This window comes from Lederbergia ruris (genome assembly GCF_018332955.1).
Classification (GTDB): Bacteria; Bacillota; Bacilli; order Bacillales; family Bacillaceae_C; genus Lederbergia; species Lederbergia ruris.
Genome location: NZ_BORB01000040.1, coordinates 20050 through 37464, shown reverse-complemented (window position 1 = coordinate 37464; position 17415 = coordinate 20050). Strand labels below are relative to the sequence as shown.

16 protein-coding genes and 1 other annotated feature are annotated in these 17415 nt (G+C 40.6%); of the genes, 14 read left to right on the top strand and 2 right to left on the bottom strand.

The window, feature by feature from the left end:
- Positions 1-421 precede the first annotated feature (421 nt).
- Positions 422-703, bottom strand: a complete 282-nt coding sequence (locus KI363_RS17915; RefSeq protein WP_246516937.1) for a YesK family protein — start codon at positions 701-703, stop codon at positions 422-424.
- 436 nt (positions 704-1139) lie between these two features.
- On the opposite strand from KI363_RS17915, the gene KI363_RS17910 reads away from it, so the two are divergent.
- Genes KI363_RS17910 through KI363_RS17890 form a run of 5 tightly spaced genes read left to right on the top strand, consistent with a single transcriptional unit; the run spans position 1140 to position 5491 of the window.
- Positions 1140-1682: a helix-turn-helix domain-containing protein gene (locus KI363_RS17910; protein WP_212967187.1), complete on the top strand. Its 543-nt coding sequence runs from the start codon at positions 1140-1142 to the stop codon at positions 1680-1682.
- A gap of 33 nt (positions 1683-1715) precedes the next feature.
- Complete coding sequence (locus KI363_RS17905) at positions 1716-2819, top strand: ABC transporter ATP-binding protein (RefSeq protein ID WP_212967186.1); 1104 nt, start codon at positions 1716-1718, stop codon at positions 2817-2819.
- Positions 2809-3618, top strand: coding sequence for an ABC transporter permease (locus KI363_RS17900; protein WP_212967185.1), 810 nt, complete (start codon positions 2809-2811; stop codon positions 3616-3618). The genes KI363_RS17905 and KI363_RS17900 overlap by 11 nt, the downstream gene beginning before the upstream one ends.
- Positions 3615-4421, top strand: coding sequence for an ABC transporter permease (locus tag KI363_RS17895; RefSeq protein WP_212967184.1), 807 nt, complete (start codon positions 3615-3617; stop codon positions 4419-4421). The genes KI363_RS17900 and KI363_RS17895 overlap by 4 nt, the downstream gene beginning before the upstream one ends.
- Positions 4418-5491 (top strand): ABC transporter substrate-binding protein, encoded by a 1074-nt coding sequence (locus KI363_RS17890; protein ID WP_212967183.1) that lies wholly within the window; start codon positions 4418-4420, stop codon positions 5489-5491. Before KI363_RS17895 ends, KI363_RS17890 begins: the two co-directional genes overlap by 4 nt.
- Before the next feature lie 111 nt (positions 5492-5602).
- Here KI363_RS17890 and KI363_RS17885 read toward each other — a convergent pair whose 3' ends face one another.
- Complete coding sequence (locus KI363_RS17885) at positions 5603-5830, bottom strand: hypothetical protein (RefSeq protein WP_212967182.1); 228 nt, start codon at positions 5828-5830, stop codon at positions 5603-5605.
- A 198-nt stretch (positions 5831-6028) separates the two neighbouring features.
- Between KI363_RS17885 and ilvE the strand changes: the two genes are divergently transcribed.
- The 9 genes from ilvE to leuD all read left to right on the top strand — a co-directional run bounded on the left by ilvE (position 6029) and on the right by leuD (position 17304).
- Positions 6029-6928, top strand: coding sequence for a branched-chain-amino-acid transaminase (ilvE, locus tag KI363_RS17880; protein WP_158322225.1), 900 nt, complete (start codon positions 6029-6031; stop codon positions 6926-6928).
- 65 nt (positions 6929-6993) lie between these two features.
- Complete coding sequence (ilvD, locus tag KI363_RS17875) at positions 6994-8658, top strand: dihydroxy-acid dehydratase (protein WP_158322224.1); 1665 nt, start codon at positions 6994-6996, stop codon at positions 8656-8658.
- A gap of 87 nt (positions 8659-8745) precedes the next feature.
- Positions 8746-8990 (top strand) — a binding site (T-box leader).
- Positions 8991-9214: 224 nt separating this feature from the next.
- A complete protein-coding gene (gene ilvB, locus KI363_RS17870; protein WP_246516939.1) occupies positions 9215-10936 on the top strand; it encodes an acetolactate synthase large subunit in 1722 nt (573 codons plus the stop codon).
- 5 nt (positions 10937-10941) lie between these two features.
- Complete coding sequence (gene ilvN, locus KI363_RS17865) at positions 10942-11460, top strand: acetolactate synthase small subunit (protein ID WP_158322222.1); 519 nt, start codon at positions 10942-10944, stop codon at positions 11458-11460.
- A 21-nt stretch (positions 11461-11481) separates the two neighbouring features.
- Positions 11482-12513, top strand: coding sequence for a ketol-acid reductoisomerase (gene ilvC, locus KI363_RS17860; protein ID WP_158322221.1), 1032 nt, complete (start codon positions 11482-11484; stop codon positions 12511-12513).
- Positions 12500-14044 (top strand): 2-isopropylmalate synthase, encoded by a 1545-nt coding sequence (locus tag KI363_RS17855; RefSeq protein WP_212967180.1) that lies wholly within the window; start codon positions 12500-12502, stop codon positions 14042-14044. The genes ilvC and KI363_RS17855 overlap by 14 nt, the downstream gene beginning before the upstream one ends.
- 188 nt (positions 14045-14232) lie before the next feature.
- A complete protein-coding gene (gene leuB / locus KI363_RS17850) occupies positions 14233-15297 on the top strand; it encodes a 3-isopropylmalate dehydrogenase (RefSeq protein ID WP_158322219.1) in 1065 nt (354 codons plus the stop codon).
- Between the two features lie 10 nt (positions 15298-15307).
- Positions 15308-16723, top strand: a complete 1416-nt coding sequence (gene leuC, locus KI363_RS17845; protein ID WP_212967179.1) for a 3-isopropylmalate dehydratase large subunit — start codon at positions 15308-15310, stop codon at positions 16721-16723.
- The gene (leuD, locus tag KI363_RS17840; protein WP_212967178.1) at positions 16720-17304 is read left to right on the top strand and encodes a 3-isopropylmalate dehydratase small subunit; all 585 of its coding nucleotides are present in this window, start codon (positions 16720-16722) and stop codon (positions 17302-17304) included. Before leuC ends, leuD begins: the two co-directional genes overlap by 4 nt.
- The last annotated feature ends 111 nt before the right edge of the window (positions 17305-17415 follow it).

The window sequence follows — 17415 nt, the reverse complement described above, 5'->3', positions numbered from 1 at the left end:
GGAATCTGCGGAATTGGATTATTCATTGCAATCACCCCACGGTATTCATACCCTTACCCTTCGATAGGACGTGGGGGAATTCCTGCAAAAAAAGATTTTAGGCTTTTAAAGGGGCGCGGAATATGGGTAATATGATTGTTTTTTTTTTATTTTTCGAGGACCGAATGCAAATGGTTTTGTTTTGTCTGCCGCTATGGGGATAATTGCAATTGTTGGTATTTTCGTTGCCCTTCGCTCAAAATACGTTACATTGTATATTATTTTAAATGTGATGTTATTGATATTTTTACTAATTCTTATATTTGTCTTACTCGTAAGCTATGGCAGAGTTATGTCCTGACTTTGCAGTTAAAACAAAGCTTTATGGGCAGTAGGATTCTTTTATCCTTTAAAGGCTATTAAGATACGAAAAAGCACATGCCTATTCTTTAGGTCGCGTGCTTTTCATTCTTTTGTAGGTTTCATAGAACATCAATAATGTTAAGGATATAAAAGAAGCAATAAGTAATGACAAGCTGATTACGCCTAGTCCCATACCTTCCCAGCCACCGATCACAAAACTTAAAACAAATAATGCTAAGCCTATCAATAATGTTACTCCAGGAACGAAGACTCTTTTCCTTTTGAAAAGCAAAAATGAAACTATCGTTATGAATAAAGCTAAGCCAGCTGTCACTAAAGAGAAGGTTGAAATCCCATCCATTTTACGTTCTTCTCCTATCAATGCAAGCATATCCCACCCGCTGGGAACGAATTGCTTCCTTATTTTTCCTATGATATCTAATGTTCACGCACGTTCCGTTTTTATCTTCATACCCATAAGTGCAAAGTTCCCTGTCGTGTAATAAAGCTCCTTTTCAATAAATGCAGCATTCGTACTATATTTATGAATATAACATAATTTTATTTTCCATTTTCTTTTTGAAATAAAGTTTAAACGAAAGGTTTTGAACTCATTTTCTGTGATAGATGCACTTTCAATCTAGCCCGCTCCTTTAATTTAAAAAAATCATAAAAAACCTCTTGCTCAATTTTCATATTTATGTATAATAATCTGGTGGTAAACTTTAAGTTGTGTATAAGTAAACTTTATTGAGTGTTAGTTTACTATCATTAAACTAAAATGAGGTCTTTTAAAGATGGAAATCGGGAAGAAAATTAAAACATTGCGATTGAAAAAAGGGTTAACGCAAGAGGAATTAGGCGAGCGAACAGATTTAAGTAAAGGGTATATTTCTCAGCTTGAACGAGATTTAAGTTCTCCTTCCATGGAAACTTTTTTTGCGATTTTAGAAGTATTAGGCTGTACCCCGAAGCAATTTTTTGATGAGGAAGAGCGTGAACAACGAGTTGTGTATGAGGAAGAGGTGCAAACGGATTTTAAGGATGAGGAAAAAGGGTATGAAATCACATGGCTTGTTCCTGAATCCAATGAAATGGAGATGGAGCCGATTTGGTTAACCTTAAGCGAAAAAGGGGAGTTTAAGGAATTCGAACCTTCTTTATCCGAGACTTTTGCTTATGTATTGAAAGGCGAGGTCATGATTACACTTGGAAAGAGAACTTATTTTGCGAAAGCCGGGGAATCAATCTACTTCCAAGCTTCTGATACACATCAAATTAGCAATGTACATAAAGGTTTAAGTGAATTAATTTTGGTTGCGACAGAATCTTATTTGTGACACGGCCAACTGGAAGAGACGGAGGGAGTACATATGGCAGAACAAGCAATTATTCGTTTTGAACATGTATCAAAATATTTTGATGATGATTTAATCTTAGATGATGTGTCATTTGAAATGGAACGCGGTAAATTTTATACACTACTAGGTCCATCAGGTTGTGGAAAGACAACAATATTACGTTTAATCGCGGGGTTTATTGAACCAACAAACGGAAGTATTTTCTTTAATGGCAAGAAAATCAATCGGATTCCAGCTAATAAACGCCAGGTCAATACCGTGTTTCAAGACTATGCGCTTTTTCCTCATTTAAATGTGTTTGAAAATGTCGCTTTTGGATTGAGGATCAAAAAGTTGAAAAACAATGTGATTGAGGAAAAGGTAAAACAGGCCTTAAAATTTGTTAATTTAGCGGGTTATGAAAACAGGGAAATCACAGAAATGTCCGGTGGGCAAAGGCAGCGTGTCGCAATTGCCCGCGCAATTGTCAATGAACCTGAAGTGATTTTGTTAGATGAACCATTGTCTGCTTTAGATCTAAAATTACGAACAGAAATGCAATATGAACTTCGAGAGTTGCAACAACGTTTAGGGATTACCTTTATATTTGTCACCCATGATCAGGAAGAAGCACTGGCAATGTCAGATGAGATTTTTGTCTTGAATCAAGGGAAGATCCAGCAAAGTGGAACTCCAATTGATATTTATGATGAACCAATCAATCGTTTTGTCGCTGATTTTATTGGCGAATCGAATATTGTTTCTGGAAAAATGGTTGAAGACTTTTTGGTTGAATTTACGGGGAAACAATATGAGTGTGTCGACCAAGGATTTCATGACAATGAACCGGTGGAAATTGTGATTCGGCCTGAGGACTTAGAAATTACGTCCCCGGAACAGGGGAAATTCCGCGTTACGGTCGATACCTTGCTCTTCAGAGGGGTTCATTATGAAATAGTTTGTTATGACCAGGAAGGCAATGAGTGGTTAGTTCACTCAACGAAAAAAGCAAAGCCAGGAGATCAAATCGGCCTTTATTTTGATCCGGAAGCCATTCATGTTATGCGTTTAGGAGAAACAGAAGAGGAGTTTGATAAGCGTTTAGAGGCCTATGATGAGGTGCGCCATGCAGAGTAAGAAAATGCGGACCATTTATTTAATCCCCTATGTGCTTTGGATCGTCCTATTCGTTATCACACCGATCTTATTAGTTGTGTATTACTCCTTTTTTGATATTGAGGGTAATCTGACTCTGAGTAATTACCAAAAATTCTTTACACCTGTCTACTTAAAAATGACGCTTAGTTCTTTTTGGTATGCTTTTTTGATTACATTATTTTGTTTACTGATTTCTTATCCAACTGCTTATTTATTAACTAAAGCCAAACATCGGCAATTATGGCTTTTGCTGATCATTCTGCCATCATGGATTAATTTATTATTAAAAGCGTATGCCTTTTTAGGGTTATTCGGAGCTTATGGACCAGCAAATCATCTATTAGATGTGATCGGCGTCGGCTCACGGCAAATTCTTTTTACGGATTTTAGCTTTATTTTTGTATCAGTTTATATCTTTATTCCCTTTATGATTTTGCCGATTTACAATGCTTTGGAAAAACTTAATCCATCCTATATTTATGCAGCGAGCGACCTTGGGGCGAGTGGATGGATGACATTTAGACGCGTGATTTTTCCTTTAACATTAGCTGGTGTGAAATCTGGTTGTCAGGCAGTTTTTATTCCATCTCTGTCTTTATTTATGATTACAAGATTAATTGCCGGAAACCGTGTGATTACGTTAGGAACAGCGATTGAACAACATTTTCTTGTTACGCAAGATTGGGGTATGGGCTCGACAATCGCGGTCTTTTTAATCATTGCGATGGCGGTCATTATGATCCTGACAGGTCAACGAAAGCGGGGTGACTTGGCATGAAAGGGAAAGCAAAAATAGCGAATCTTTATTTGGTGCTTGTCTTTTTTATTCTGTACGCGCCTATTTTATATCTAATGTTTTATTCCTTTAATAGTGGCGGCTCGATGCGCAATTTTGCCGGATTTACTTGGGAATATTATGTCAATGTTTTTAAAGACACGCGGTTAATTATTATTGCATTAAATACATTGGTGATTGCTCTTCTTTCGGCTGCGATTTCCACCATTCTTGGTATTTTTGGAGCGCTTGCGATGATGTATGTGAGGAAAATGCAGACAAAACAAACTTTGCAAACCTTGAATAATGTGTTGATCGTCAGTCCTGATGTCATCATTGGTGCTTCTTTTCTGATTATGTTTACAATGATCGGGATTAAGCTCGGGTTTACATCTGTTTTGCTTTCACATATCGCTTTTAGTGTACCAATTGTGGTGATTATGGTATTGCCAAAATTACAGGAAATGAGCTCTACATTGATTGACGCGGCAAAAGATTTAGGGGCAACCAATTGGGATGTTTTATCAAAGGTGATTTTGCCTTATATTACCCCAGGTGTATTTGCCGGTTTTTTTATGGCATTGACCTATTCACTGGATGATTTTGCTGTGACCTTTTTTGTTACAGGAAATGGCTTTTCTACGTTATCTGTAGAAATTTATTCGCGGGCACGGCAAGGGATTTCTTTAGAGATCAATGCGTTATCTACATTAATATTTCTAATTACACTTGTGCTTGTTTTAGGGTATTACTACGTGAATCAGCGCAATGCTAAACCTTCTGGCCAAGGGGTGAGAAAATCATGAAACAAATCATACGCATTTTTGTCCCTGTTATTGTGCTTGCTTTTGGGCTGATGTATCTTGCCTCGCACTTGAATTCAGCTCAAGGTTTTACGGGAGGCAATACGTTAAATGTATACAATTGGGGAGATTATATCGATCCAGAATTGATTGATCAATTCGAAGAAGAAACAGGCATGAAGGTCATTTATCAAACTTTTGATTCGAATGAAGCGATGATGACGAAAATTTCCCAAGGGGGAACGGCGTATGATATTACGGTTCCGTCAGAATATGCGATCAGCAAGATGAAGGAAGAGGGCATGCTGCTTCCACTCGATCATGAAAAGATCCCTAATTTAAAATATATAGATCCTCGTTTCTTGGATTTATCGTTTGATCCGAAAAATGAGTATTCCATTCCGTATTTTTGGGGTACCTTTGGGGTTATTTATAATTCGAAAATGTTAGATGGGAAGACCTTCACAAGCTGGGAAGACTTATGGAGCCCAGAATTTAAAAACCAAATCTTCCTTGTGGATGGAGCCAGAGAAGTGATTGGAATGGGCCTCAATAGTCTTGGCTATTCTTTGAACGATACGAATAAAGCACACCTCTTAGAAGCAAAGCAAAAGCTAGATCAGCTTACACCGAATGTGAAAGCAATTATTGGTGATGAAATCAAACTTTTACTGGCGAACGAAGAAGCGGCCATTGGGGTGACTTGGTCTGGGGAAGCGGCTGATGTTATGTCGGAAAATGAAGATGTCGACTATGTCGTCCCTGAGGAAGGCTCCAATTTGTGGTTTGATAATATGGTGATCCCGAAATCAGCCCAAAATGTAGAAGGAGCATATAAATTTATTAATTTTATGCTCGATCCCGAAAATGCGGCCCAGAATGCGGACTATGTTGGCTACTCTACACCTAACCAGAAGGCGCTAGATTACTTAGATGAAGAGGTTGTGAATGACCAACGTTTTTACCCAGATCCTGAACTAACTGAGAGGCTAGAAGTCTATGATAATTTAGGGAAAAGAATGTTGGCTTACTATAATGATTTATATTTAGAATTTAAAATGCATCGAAAATAGGTTGCCATAGCCGGCAACCTTTTCTAATGGGGATTTACCCATCTAAATCAATAGATAAAAATTTGACGAAAAATCTTTTCATTTTTTAATTTTTCTCTATGGCTGGTATGATCATGATGGAAACGGATACAGCATGAAATGTGCGGTTTTTAAAAGGTAAAACATTCTGAAAATCCCTTGACCTTTCGCCAATACCGCGGTATTATAGGAACAATTTAATAAATCAAAACTGACTGAAAAAAGCAAAAGCGCAAGCGCCTGTTCAGCGACGTACAAATTTGGAGAATAAGGTTCAAAGGCTAAATACGCGCCGTCTTGGCGCAACGCCTTTGTGACCAACCTCCTGTTGGCCTGAGATAAAGGAAACACGGCGAAGAATGAGCCGATGTTGACTTATCGTAGGAAGAAGACGTAAATTTGCTAGTTGCTAGTCGCTAGGCGCTGGAGCTGGATGATGAAACACAAAATTAGAAGTTATTCACAAGCTAGGATTTTATAAACCTACGCAATAAATATCCGATGAAAGGGGCGAATAATTTGAGTGAACAATTGATCTTCCTCAACGGAGAATTCGTAAAAAAAGAAGACGCCGTTGTTTCTGTCTATGATCATGGGTTCCTGTATGGAGATGGAATCTTCGAAGGGATTCGTGCATATTCAGGAAATGTATTCCGCTTAGATGAACATTTGACACGTTTGTATGACTCGGCGAAGTCCATCATGTTAACCATTCCGTATTCAAAAGAGGAGATGACTAACATTGTTGTAAAAACACTCCGCCAAAATGAGCTCAATGATGGCTATGTTCGCCTCGTAGTATCCCGTGGTGTAGGAGATCTTGGATTAAGCCCCTATACATGTGAGAAACCAACTGTACTGGTCATTGCTGAACCATTACGCATTTATCCTAAAGAGCTATATGAAACCGGACTTGAAATTATTACAGTGGCAACAAGGCGCAACCGTTCCGATGCCTTAAGTCCAATGGTAAAAACACTCAACTACTTAAATAATGTATTGGTTAAAATTGAAGCTTCATTAGCCGGTGTTTCCGAAGCCCTTATGTTAAATGATCAAGGTTATGTTGCAGAGGGATCGGCTGATAATATATTCATAGTGAAAGATGGAAAGTTAAAAACACCGCCCGGGTATGTAGGAGCACTTGTCGGAATTACGAGAAATGCTATTATGGAATTAGCGCAAGCCAAAGGTTACGAAATGGTAGAGGGCGTTTTTACTAGACATGAAGTGTACACAGCGGATGAGGTATTTTTAACAGGTACCGCTGCAGAAGTCATTCCTGTTACAAAAGTGGATGGTCGCGTTGTGGGAGATGGCAACCCCGGGCCAGTCACGAGTGACTTGTCAGAAAGTTTCCGCGAATTAACGGTGACGGATGGAGTCAAAATTCATGATGAGTCGTTAAATGTTGGCTAAATTTGCCTCTAACAAGAACAGGGCTCGCGCTATTGGTGAAACTGTCATAACAGGAGATGTAATAAATGAGAAGTGATATGATCAAAAAGGGGATTGACCGGGCCCCGCATAGGAGTTTATTGTATGCTACAGGTCTTAAAACAAAAGATTTAGAGAAACCTTTTATAGGTGTCTGTAATTCATATATTGATATTATTCCAGGTCATAAGCATTTAAATACTTTTGCAGAAGTCGTCAAAGAAGCGATTTGGGAAGCGGGCGGTGTTCCATTTGAGTTTAATACGATTGGCGTAGATGATGGAATTGCGATGGGCCATATCGGAATGCGTTATTCCTTACCAAGTCGAGAAATTATTGCTGATGCAGCTGAGACTGTGATTAATGCTCACTGGTTTGACGGAGTATTTTATATTCCCAATTGCGATAAGATCACTCCCGGAATGTTGATGGCTGCTTTTAGAACCAATGTTCCATCTATCTTTGTATCAGGCGGCCCAATGGAAGGTGGTATTTCCTCTGATGGGAAACCACTAACATTGACGTCCGTTTTTGAAGGTGTCGGGGCTTTCCATGCTGGGAAAATGTCAGAGGAAAAATTGCTTGACATTGAACAGAATGCCTGTCCGACTTGTGGATCCTGTTCAGGAATGTTTACAGCCAATTCAATGAACTCTTTGATGGAAATGCTGGGTGTGACAGTTCCGGGAAATGGAACGATCGTTGCGACCTCCAATGAACGTCATAAATTAATTAAAGAAGCAGCCAAACAATTGATTCGTATGGTGAAAGAAGATGTGAAGCCACGTGATTTGGTCACAGACCAAACGATTGATGATTGTTTTGCACTGGACATGGCCATGGGAGGGTCAACCAATACGGTTCTTCATACATTAGCCATTGCCCATGAAGCAGGTCTAGATTATGACTTATCACGAATTAATAAAGTGGCCGAAAGGGTACCTTACTTAGCAAAAATCGCGCCAGCTTCTGATTATACGATGCAGGATGTGCATGATGCTGGTGGGATTAGCGCCATTATTCGCGAATTATGTGAAATTGGGGCGATTGAAAGAGATCGAATTACGGTGACAGGAAAAACGGTCTATGAAAATGTAAAAGATCATGTGATTAAGAACCCTGCAGTCATAAGACCGAAAGAAAATCCATATAGTCCTGTAGGTGGCTTATCGATTTTATATGGAAATATTGCTCCGAATGGCGGCGTGATAAAAGTCGGTGCTGTCGATCCGTCGATTAAAACTTTTACAGGAAAAGCTGTCGTATATGAGTCACAAGATGAAGCTCAAGAAGGAATAAATAATGGTACGGTAAAAGCGGGAGATGTAGTCGTCATCCGCTATGAAGGACCTAAAGGTGGACCCGGAATGCCGGAAATGCTCTCACCAACTTCAGCGATCGCTGGAAGAGGATTGGATAAAGATGTAGCCTTAATTACGGACGGAAGATTTTCTGGAGCATCAAGAGGGATTTCCATCGGCCATATTTCTCCAGAAGCAGCTGAAGGCGGTCCGATTGCTTTAGTAGAAGATGGAGATGAAATTGTCATTGATCTGACTAATCGTACCATTCAATTGAATGTCGATGAAGAGACATTGGCAAAACGCCAAGCCAACTTAAAACCTTTTGAACCAAAGATTAAAAGAGGCTATTTGGCTAGATATTCTAAATTAGTCACTTCCGCTAGCACTGGCGGAGTGATGAAAATATAGAATAATACAAACGAAAGAGTAAAGACTACATTTTAATATAAATTGCATGTTCAAAAAGAAGGATTTAAAGTCTTTTTTGAATATCACAGAAAAGCTATGAAAAGGTAAAAATGAATGGACCCACTGTATTACCAGAGAGTCGGCACTGCTGGAAACCGACAATGCAGCCATTCGTGACATCGCCTTGGAGCAGGTACCCTGAAAACAATTGTGATTATGGGTACACGGGGATTTTCAAGTCCTCGTTATCAATGAGTGGCAATAGTCGCTCCTGAGTCAGTGAATTTCACTGAAAAGTAGGGTGGTACCATGAAAGTTTTTTCATCCCTGCATAAAAGGTTCTCCTTTTGTGTGGGCTGAGAAAGCTTTTTTATTTACTCTTTTTTACTCTTATATGTAATTCCAATCCGGAATGTATGAATGTTGCAATTTTTAAAGAATGGATTGAATTTTTTCGCAAATCGGTGAATTCCATGCATGAATGGTCGGATTTATGATATGTTTTAAAAAATGATAATTTGAAAGGATGAAGCTTGCAGTGAGTATGGGAATCCAAATGGAAGCAAATAACCAAAATACAGCCACTGAAGCCAAAGGAAAAATGAAAACCGGAGCAGATTTGTTTATTGAGACATTACAAAAAGAGAATGTAGAAGTTATTTTTGGTTATCCAGGAGGGGCTGTACTCCCAATCTACGATGCCCTGCATAAAAATCCTATGAATCATGTGTTGACTAGGCATGAGCAAGGAGCCATTCACGCGGCAGAGGGATATGCGCGGGTAACGGGAAAACCGGGAGTGGTGATCGCCACATCTGGTCCTGGAGCAACCAATTTAGTGACAGGAATTGCCGATGCCATGATGGATTCATTGCCCCTTGTTGTGTTCACGGGGCAAGTAGGAAGCTCCCTTTTGGGGACAGATGCTTTCCAAGAATCAGACATTGTAGGGATTACAATGCCGATTACCAAGCATAGCTACCAGGTAAAGGATTTAAAAGATATTGGGCGGATTGTGAAAGAAGCCTTCCATATTGCTTCAACTGGTCGCCCAGGTCCTGTTTTAATTGATATTCCGAGAGATATTGCCACCCAGTTAGCAGGTGACTATCCGGAAGCAAGTATTCAACTACCGGGATATCAACCAACAACAAAACCGAATTATTTACAATTACAAAAGCTTGCTAGTCTCATGAGCAATGCTAAAAAGCCATTAATTCTTGCTGGGGCGGGAGTTTTATTTGCTAAAGCTCACAAGGAGTTTCAGGAATTTGTTGAAAAAACGGGCTATCCAGTTGTCAATACTTTACTAGGATTAGGAACCATTCCTGGCGACCATGAACAGTTTTTGGGAATGGGTGGCATGCATGGAACGTATACGTCGAATATGGCGATTACCGATTGCGACCTGCTAATTAATATTGGGGCACGGTTTGATGATCGCTTGACTGGAAATCTAGCCTATTTTGCTCCGAATGCAACGGTCGCCCATATCGATATCGACCCAGCAGAAATTGGCAAAAATGTCCCGACAGCTGTTCCGATTGTTGGAGATGCGAAGGTTGTGTTAGAAGAACTATTGAAAATGGACTATAACCTTCCTGATTTTTCGGAATGGATGAAGCAATTGCAAGAAAACAAGGAGAAATACCCATTTAAAAAGCCTAGCTCACCTGAAGGAAAACTTTCCTCACCACATGTGATTGAAATGATTCATGAACTTACGGGTGGAGAGGCGATTGTAACAACTGATGTTGGGCAGCATCAAATGTGGGCAGCGCAATACTATCCCTTCAATGGTCCTCATAATTGGGTGACATCTGGAGGACTTGGAACAATGGGCTTTGGTTTCCCCGCTGCTATTGGAGCACAATTAGCAGCACCCGAGCAAACAGTCGTAGCTGTAACGGGGGATGGCGGATTCCAGATGACTTTACAGGAATTGGCTGTTATAAAAGAACTAAATTTGCCAGTGAAGGTTGTCATTATCAATAATGCTTGTTTGGGGATGGTTCGTCAGTGGCAAGAAAAGTTTCATGGAAAACGTTATTCGCATTCTTTAATGCCTGATCAGCCTGACTTTGTTAAATTGGCTGAGGCATATGGAATAAAAGGTTATAGATGTGCAACTGCAGAAGAAGCAAGAAAGACATTGGAGGAAGCATTTCAATTCCCAGGGCCTGCATTAATCGATTGCCGTGTGGTCCAGGAAGAATTGGTTTATCCAATGGTTCCAACAGGAAAAGGACTTCATGAAATGATTGGGGTGGGAGAATGAAACCGATGAAACGAGTTCTTACCGTAACCGTCAATAATAATAGTGGGGTATTGAATCGAGTCACGGGATTATTTGCAAAAAGGCAATTTAATATTGAAAGTATCACGGTAGGTCCAACTGAAAATCCTGCGGTTTCAAAAATTACTTTCATTGTACCGATGGATGATCCGGCAAAAATGGAACAATTAGTGAAGCAATTGCAAAAGCAAATTGATGTACTGAAGGTTTCCGATATTACCGATAAGTCAATCGTAACAAGAGAATTAGCCCTAATAAAAGTACAGTGCCCACCACCTGTCAGAAGTGAAGTGTACAGCATTATTGAACCTTTCAGAGCGACGGTGATTGATATGGGGAAAAACAATATCACTGTACAAGTAACTGGAGAACCTAATAAAGTGGAAGCTTTTATTGAGTTGCTTAAGCCTTATGGCATTAAAGATATATCTAGAACAGGGGTTACAGCCTTTGTCCGCGAATATCAAAAGCAAGAATCAGCACAACTATCTATTCTACAATTATAAAAACTAGGAGATGAATGAAAAATGGCAAAAGTATATTACAATAACGAAATCGATGAACAAATTTTAGTAGGTAAAAAGATTGCGATTCTAGGATATGGCTCACAAGGTCATGCACATGCTAGTAACTTGAAGGATAGCGGATTTAACGTAATCGTTGGTGTAAGACCTGGGAAATCCTTTGACCAAGCGGTTGAAGATGGTCATGAGGTTTATACAGTACGTGAGGCTTCAGCGCAAGCAGATATCATTATGATCCTTCTTCCAGATGAGCGCCAAGTTCCTGTATATGAAAATGAAGTGAAACCTGAACTTAAGGATGGAAAAGCACTTGTCTTTGCCCATGGTTTTAATATTCATTTTAACCAAATTGTCCCTCCATCCAATGTAGATGTATTTCTAGCAGCTCCGAAGGGACCAGGACATCTTGTTCGTCGTACATTCGAACAAGGCGCTGGAGTGCCAGCACTGTTTGCGGTATACCAAGATGCAACTGGAAAGGCAAGAGATATTGCCCTTGCTTATACAAAAGGAATTGGAGCAGCTCGTGCCGGAGTTCTTGAAACAACCTTTAAAGAAGAAACAGAAACAGATCTATTTGGAGAGCAAGCAGTACTTTGTGGTGGAACAACTGCGCTTGTAAAAGCTGGATTCGAAACACTTGTGGAAGCTGGTTATCAACCAGAACTTGCCTACTTTGAGTGTTTGCATGAATTGAAATTGATTGTAGACCTTATGTATGAAGATGGTCTTGCTGGTATGCGTTATTCGATCTCTGATACAGCACAATGGGGAGACTTTGTATCTGGACCACGTGTTGTTGATGCAGGTACAAAAGAGCGCATGAAAGAAATCTTGGATGATATTCAAACAGGTAAATTTGCAAAAGGGTGGATCTTGGAAAACCAATTGAACCGTCCAGAGTATAACGCGATTAATCGTCGCGAAAATGAGCATTTGATCGAGAAAGTAGGTCAAGAACTACGCGAAATGATGCCATTTGTAAAAGCAGGCAAAAAGAAATCCAAGGAAGTGGTGACAAGTGCGAAAAATTGACATCTATGACACTACCTTGCGTGATGGGGAACAATCTCCAGGCGTCAATCTAAATTCTATCGAAAAGCTTGAGATAGCGAAACAACTAGAAAGACTTGGGGTAGACATTATCGAGGCGGGATTTCCCGCCGCCTCCCCAGGTGATCTAGAATCGGTGAAACAAATTGCCTCAACCGTTAAGAATTCGACTGTGACAGGTCTTGCTAGAACCGTAAAATCAGATATTGATGCTGCTTGGGAAGCTCTGAAAGTAGCTGAGAACCCTCGATTGCATATCTTTATTGCAACCTCACCAATTCATATGACACACAAGCTAAAGAAAACACCTGAACAGGTTGTAGCGACAGCTGTGGAAAGTATTCAATATGCAAAGCAATTTTTTCCACGTGTACAATGGTCTGCGGAAGATGCCTTCCGTTCAGATCGTGAATTCCTAGCTCATATTGTGGAGCAGGCGATCACAGCAGGTGCTTCCGTTGTGAATATTCCAGACACAGTGGGCTATGCGACACCGCAGGAATATGGGGCTTTGTTTAAATTTTTGAAAGAAAATGTTCCCAATATTGAGCAAGCCAAATTATCGGCTCATTGTCACAATGATTTAGGAATGGCGGTGGCGAATACATTAGCTGCGATTGAAAATGGTGCTGATCAGGTAGAAGGAACGATTAACGGGATCGGTGAAAGAGCAGGAAATGTTGCTTTGGAAGAAGTAGCGGTTGCTCTTTATACTAGGCAAGATTTCTATGAAAATATTAAAACAGATTTAACATTAAATGAAATTAAACGTACAAGTCAACTTGTTAGTAAATTGACAGGTATGCATATACAAGCAAACAAAGCGGTGGTTGGGAAAAACGCCTTCGCCCATGAATCAGGTATTCATCAGGATGGTGTGTTGAAAGAACCAACAACCTATGAAATCATCACTCCTGAATTAATTGGAGAGGCTTCAAACAATTTAGTGATGGGGAAACACTCTGGTCGCCACGCTTTCCAAGATCGGGCTAAATCCCTTGGATTTGAATTAGATCAAGAAGCTTTAAATAGTGCTTTTCAAGAATTTAAGAAGTTAGCTGATCGTAAAAAGGAAATTACAAACGACGATCTGTGGACGATTTTAACGAATGAGCAATTGAAAGAATCTGATACTTCGACGTTCGAGTTAGAAAGAGTCGGTGTGCAGTATGAATCCGCAAAAGATCCATCCGCAACCGTTATTGTGAAGAAGCCTGATAACACTGTGGTTGAAGAAACAACAAGTGGTTCTGGTAGTGTAGAAGCGATCTTTAATGCACTAGAAAAAGTTGTGGGAGAGGAAGTCCATGTATTGGATTACCGGGTCACATCGATTGGTGAAGGCAGGGATGCCTTAGCAGAGGCTGTTGTCAATCTATCCTTTAGAGGAGAAGAATTAACAGGTAGAGATTCTGTTCAAGATGTACTTGAAGCATCTGCAAAAGCTTATCTAAATGCCGTCAATCGAAACCTGCTCTCAACACACATAAAAGAGATAATGAAGTCAGTATAGGCCTACAGGACGTAGGTCACAAAGGCGTTGCGACGTACAGGATGTACTAGTGCAGGCGAAGCGACAGGACGTCGCGCCCTTAGCCTTTTATCTTAATTCAGTGGGCGGTTTTTATCTGCATTCTGCAAATATAAATCACCACTGAATGGAGTTTGACCTTTTGGAATTAAGTTTGGGGGTTAGGAGCTTTGAAGAAGCAAATAGCGGTATTACGTGGTGACGGAATAGGAAAAGAAGTAACAGATGCAGCGATTGCTGTCTTGGAGACAATTGGACGCCGCTTTGATCATGAATTTGAGTGGAAACACGGTCTTATTGGTGGAGGCGCGATTGATGAAACAGGTCAGCCTCTACCAGATGAGACAATTCAACTTTGTGAACAAAGTGATGCGATTTTGCTAGGAGCGGTTGGTGGACCAAAATGGGACCAAAATCCATCCCATTTAAGACCAGAAAAGGGACTTCTACAAATTCGCAAGCATTTTGAGTTAAGTGTCAATCTCCGCCCTGTTAAGGCTTATCAAAGTTTACTTGCCGTTTCTCCCTTGAAGGAAGATGTCGCGAAAGACGTGGATATGGTGATTGTCCGCGAACTTACAGGGGGTCTTTATTTCGGAGAACCGAGCCATCACGATGACGAAATAGCGGTAGATACATTGCAATATAGTCGAGAAGAAATTGAACGTGTCGTCGTGCATGCCTTTGAATTAGCAAAACAACGACGTGGGAAGCTGAATTCTGTAGATAAAGCCAATGTCCTTGAATCAAGTAAACTATGGAGAAAAGTTGTAGAAGATGTTGCCAAAAGATACCCAGAAGTAGAGTATGAACATACAATCGTCGACGCTGCAGCGATGAAACTCATTACTTACCCATCTACTTTTGATGTGATTGTCACGGAAAATATGTTTGGTGATATTTTAAGTGATGAAGCATCTGTTATTACCGGTTCGCTCGGAATGCTGCCATCCGCAAGCCTGCGGGTTGATGGCTTTGGTCTTTATGAACCCGTACACGGATCAGCTCCTGATATTGCTGGACAAAATATTGCCAATCCAGTAGGAGCGATTTTATCGGCGGCAATGATGCTACGAAGCTCTTTTGGTTTGTTAGAAGAAGCCAATGCGATTGAAGCAGCCGTGCAAAAGATTTTAGAAGCGGGTTATTGTACAAGTGAGTTTAAGAATATTGGTAGGGAAGTATTGTCGACAACAGAAATGACGAAAAAGATTGTGAATGAACTTGAAGGGTGAGGTGAAGAAATTGGGCAAGACCATTATTGAGAAAATTTGGGAAAAACATGTTGTTCATCGCGAAGAGGGGAAGCCTGATTTACTCTATATTGATCTTCATCTTGTGCATGAAGTTACTTCTCCCCAAGCCTTTGAGGGCCTTCGCTTGAATGGACGTAAAGTGAGAAGACCTGATTTGACCTATGCGACCATGGACCATAATGTCCCGACGCGCTTAAATGAAGCCGTGTCAGATCCGATCTCGAAAAAACAAATGACCACACTTGAAAGAAACTGTGCGGATTTCGGTGTTCCACTAGCCGGAATGGGACATCCTGATCAAGGAATTGTTCATGTGATTGGTCCTCAGCTTGGCTTAACACAACCGGGAAAAACGATTGTATGTGGAGATAGTCATACTTCAACCCACGGGGCTTTTGGTGCGCTAGCTTTTGGAATTGGTACAAGTGAAGTGGAACATGTACTTTCCACGCAAACACTTTGGCAGCAAAAACCAAAAACAATGCAAGTCAAAGTAAATGGAGAACTTGGTACGGGTGTAACATCCAAAGATTTGATCTTAGCGATTATTGCCAAATATGGCGTGAATGTTGGGACCGGTCATATTTTTGAATATACAGGTGAGGCGATTCGGAATTTAACAATGGAACAGCGGATGACGGTTTGCAATATGTCGATTGAAGCAGGAGCTAGGGCGGGATTGATCAGCCCGGATGAAACGACTTTTGCTTATTTAGAAGGTAGAGAACATGTTCCAAGTGGAGAAAAGTTCGAAGAATTAAAGCGCGAATGGCGCAGTTTAGCAACTGATGACGATGCTGTTTATGATGCTGTGATTGAAATCGATGCGGCTGAAATTGAACCATTTGTGACTTGGGGAACAAATCCTTCCATGGGTGTCGGCATTTCCAGTCGGGTACCGAAACCAGAGGATGCGAAAAATGAAGCAGAGAGAGCGGAGATCGAGCAAGCGTTAGAATATATGGGTCTCCAAGGTGGAACGAAAATTGAAGATATTGACATTCAATATGTATTCATTGGTTCCTGTACAAACTCTCGTATTGAAGACTTGCGAGCGGCTTCCAAGGTGATCGCCGGTAAAAAAGTGAAGGAAGGCGTAAACGCGATTGTTGTACCTGGTTCAAGAACCGTTAAAATCCAGGCGGAGCAAGAAGGATTGGATAAAATCTTCCTTGATGCCGGTTTTGAATGGCGGGAATCAGGTTGTAGTATGTGCCTTGCGATGAATGCGGACCAAGTTCCAGCGGGAAAACGCTGTGCTTCCACTTCGAATCGTAACTTTGAGGGACGTCAAGGCAATGGCTCGCGTACACATCTTGTCAGCCCAGCGATGGCAGCTGCTGCAGCGATTGCCGGCCATTTTGTCGATGTGCGTAACTTCACGAAAGAGGGGGCGACAGCATGAAGCCAATTAAAGAAGTAACCAGTGTCTTGGCGCCACTGGAACGTTCCAATGTCGATACAGACCAAATTATTCCAAAACAATTTTTGAAACGTATTGAGCGAACCGGTTTTGGAAAATATCTATTTTATCACTGGCGTTTTAATGATGATGGAACGGAAAAGCCAGAGTTTATTTTAAATAAACCAGAATACAAAGGAACAGAAATCCTGATTGCACGTGAAAACTTTGGCTGTGGCTCCTCTCGTGAACATGCTCCATGGGCACTTGGAGACTACGGATTCCGCGTTGTCATCGCCACAAGTTTTGCGGACATTTTTTACAATAACTGTCTGAAAAATGGCATCTTAGCGGTCCAACTGCCGGCCGATCAGATTGAGGAGCTTCTAGCAGCCGGCAAGGAAAAGCCGTTGCAGGTGACTGTTTCCTTGGAAGATGAAACGATTAAAACCGAAGATGGCGCTGTTTATTCCTTTACAACGGATCCCTATCGCCGTGAAATGCTTTTAAACGGTTGGGACGAAATTGCTTTGACCTTGAAACTAGAAGATAAAATTGCAAAATATGAAAAAGCACAAGCTTAATAGAAGTTTTTCAAAGACGACTTACTTGGGAGAACACCTAGGTTAGTCGTTTTTATGTGTACTTCGTAGTTACAAAATCTAAAAAGAATAGTTTACATTTAAATGCACACC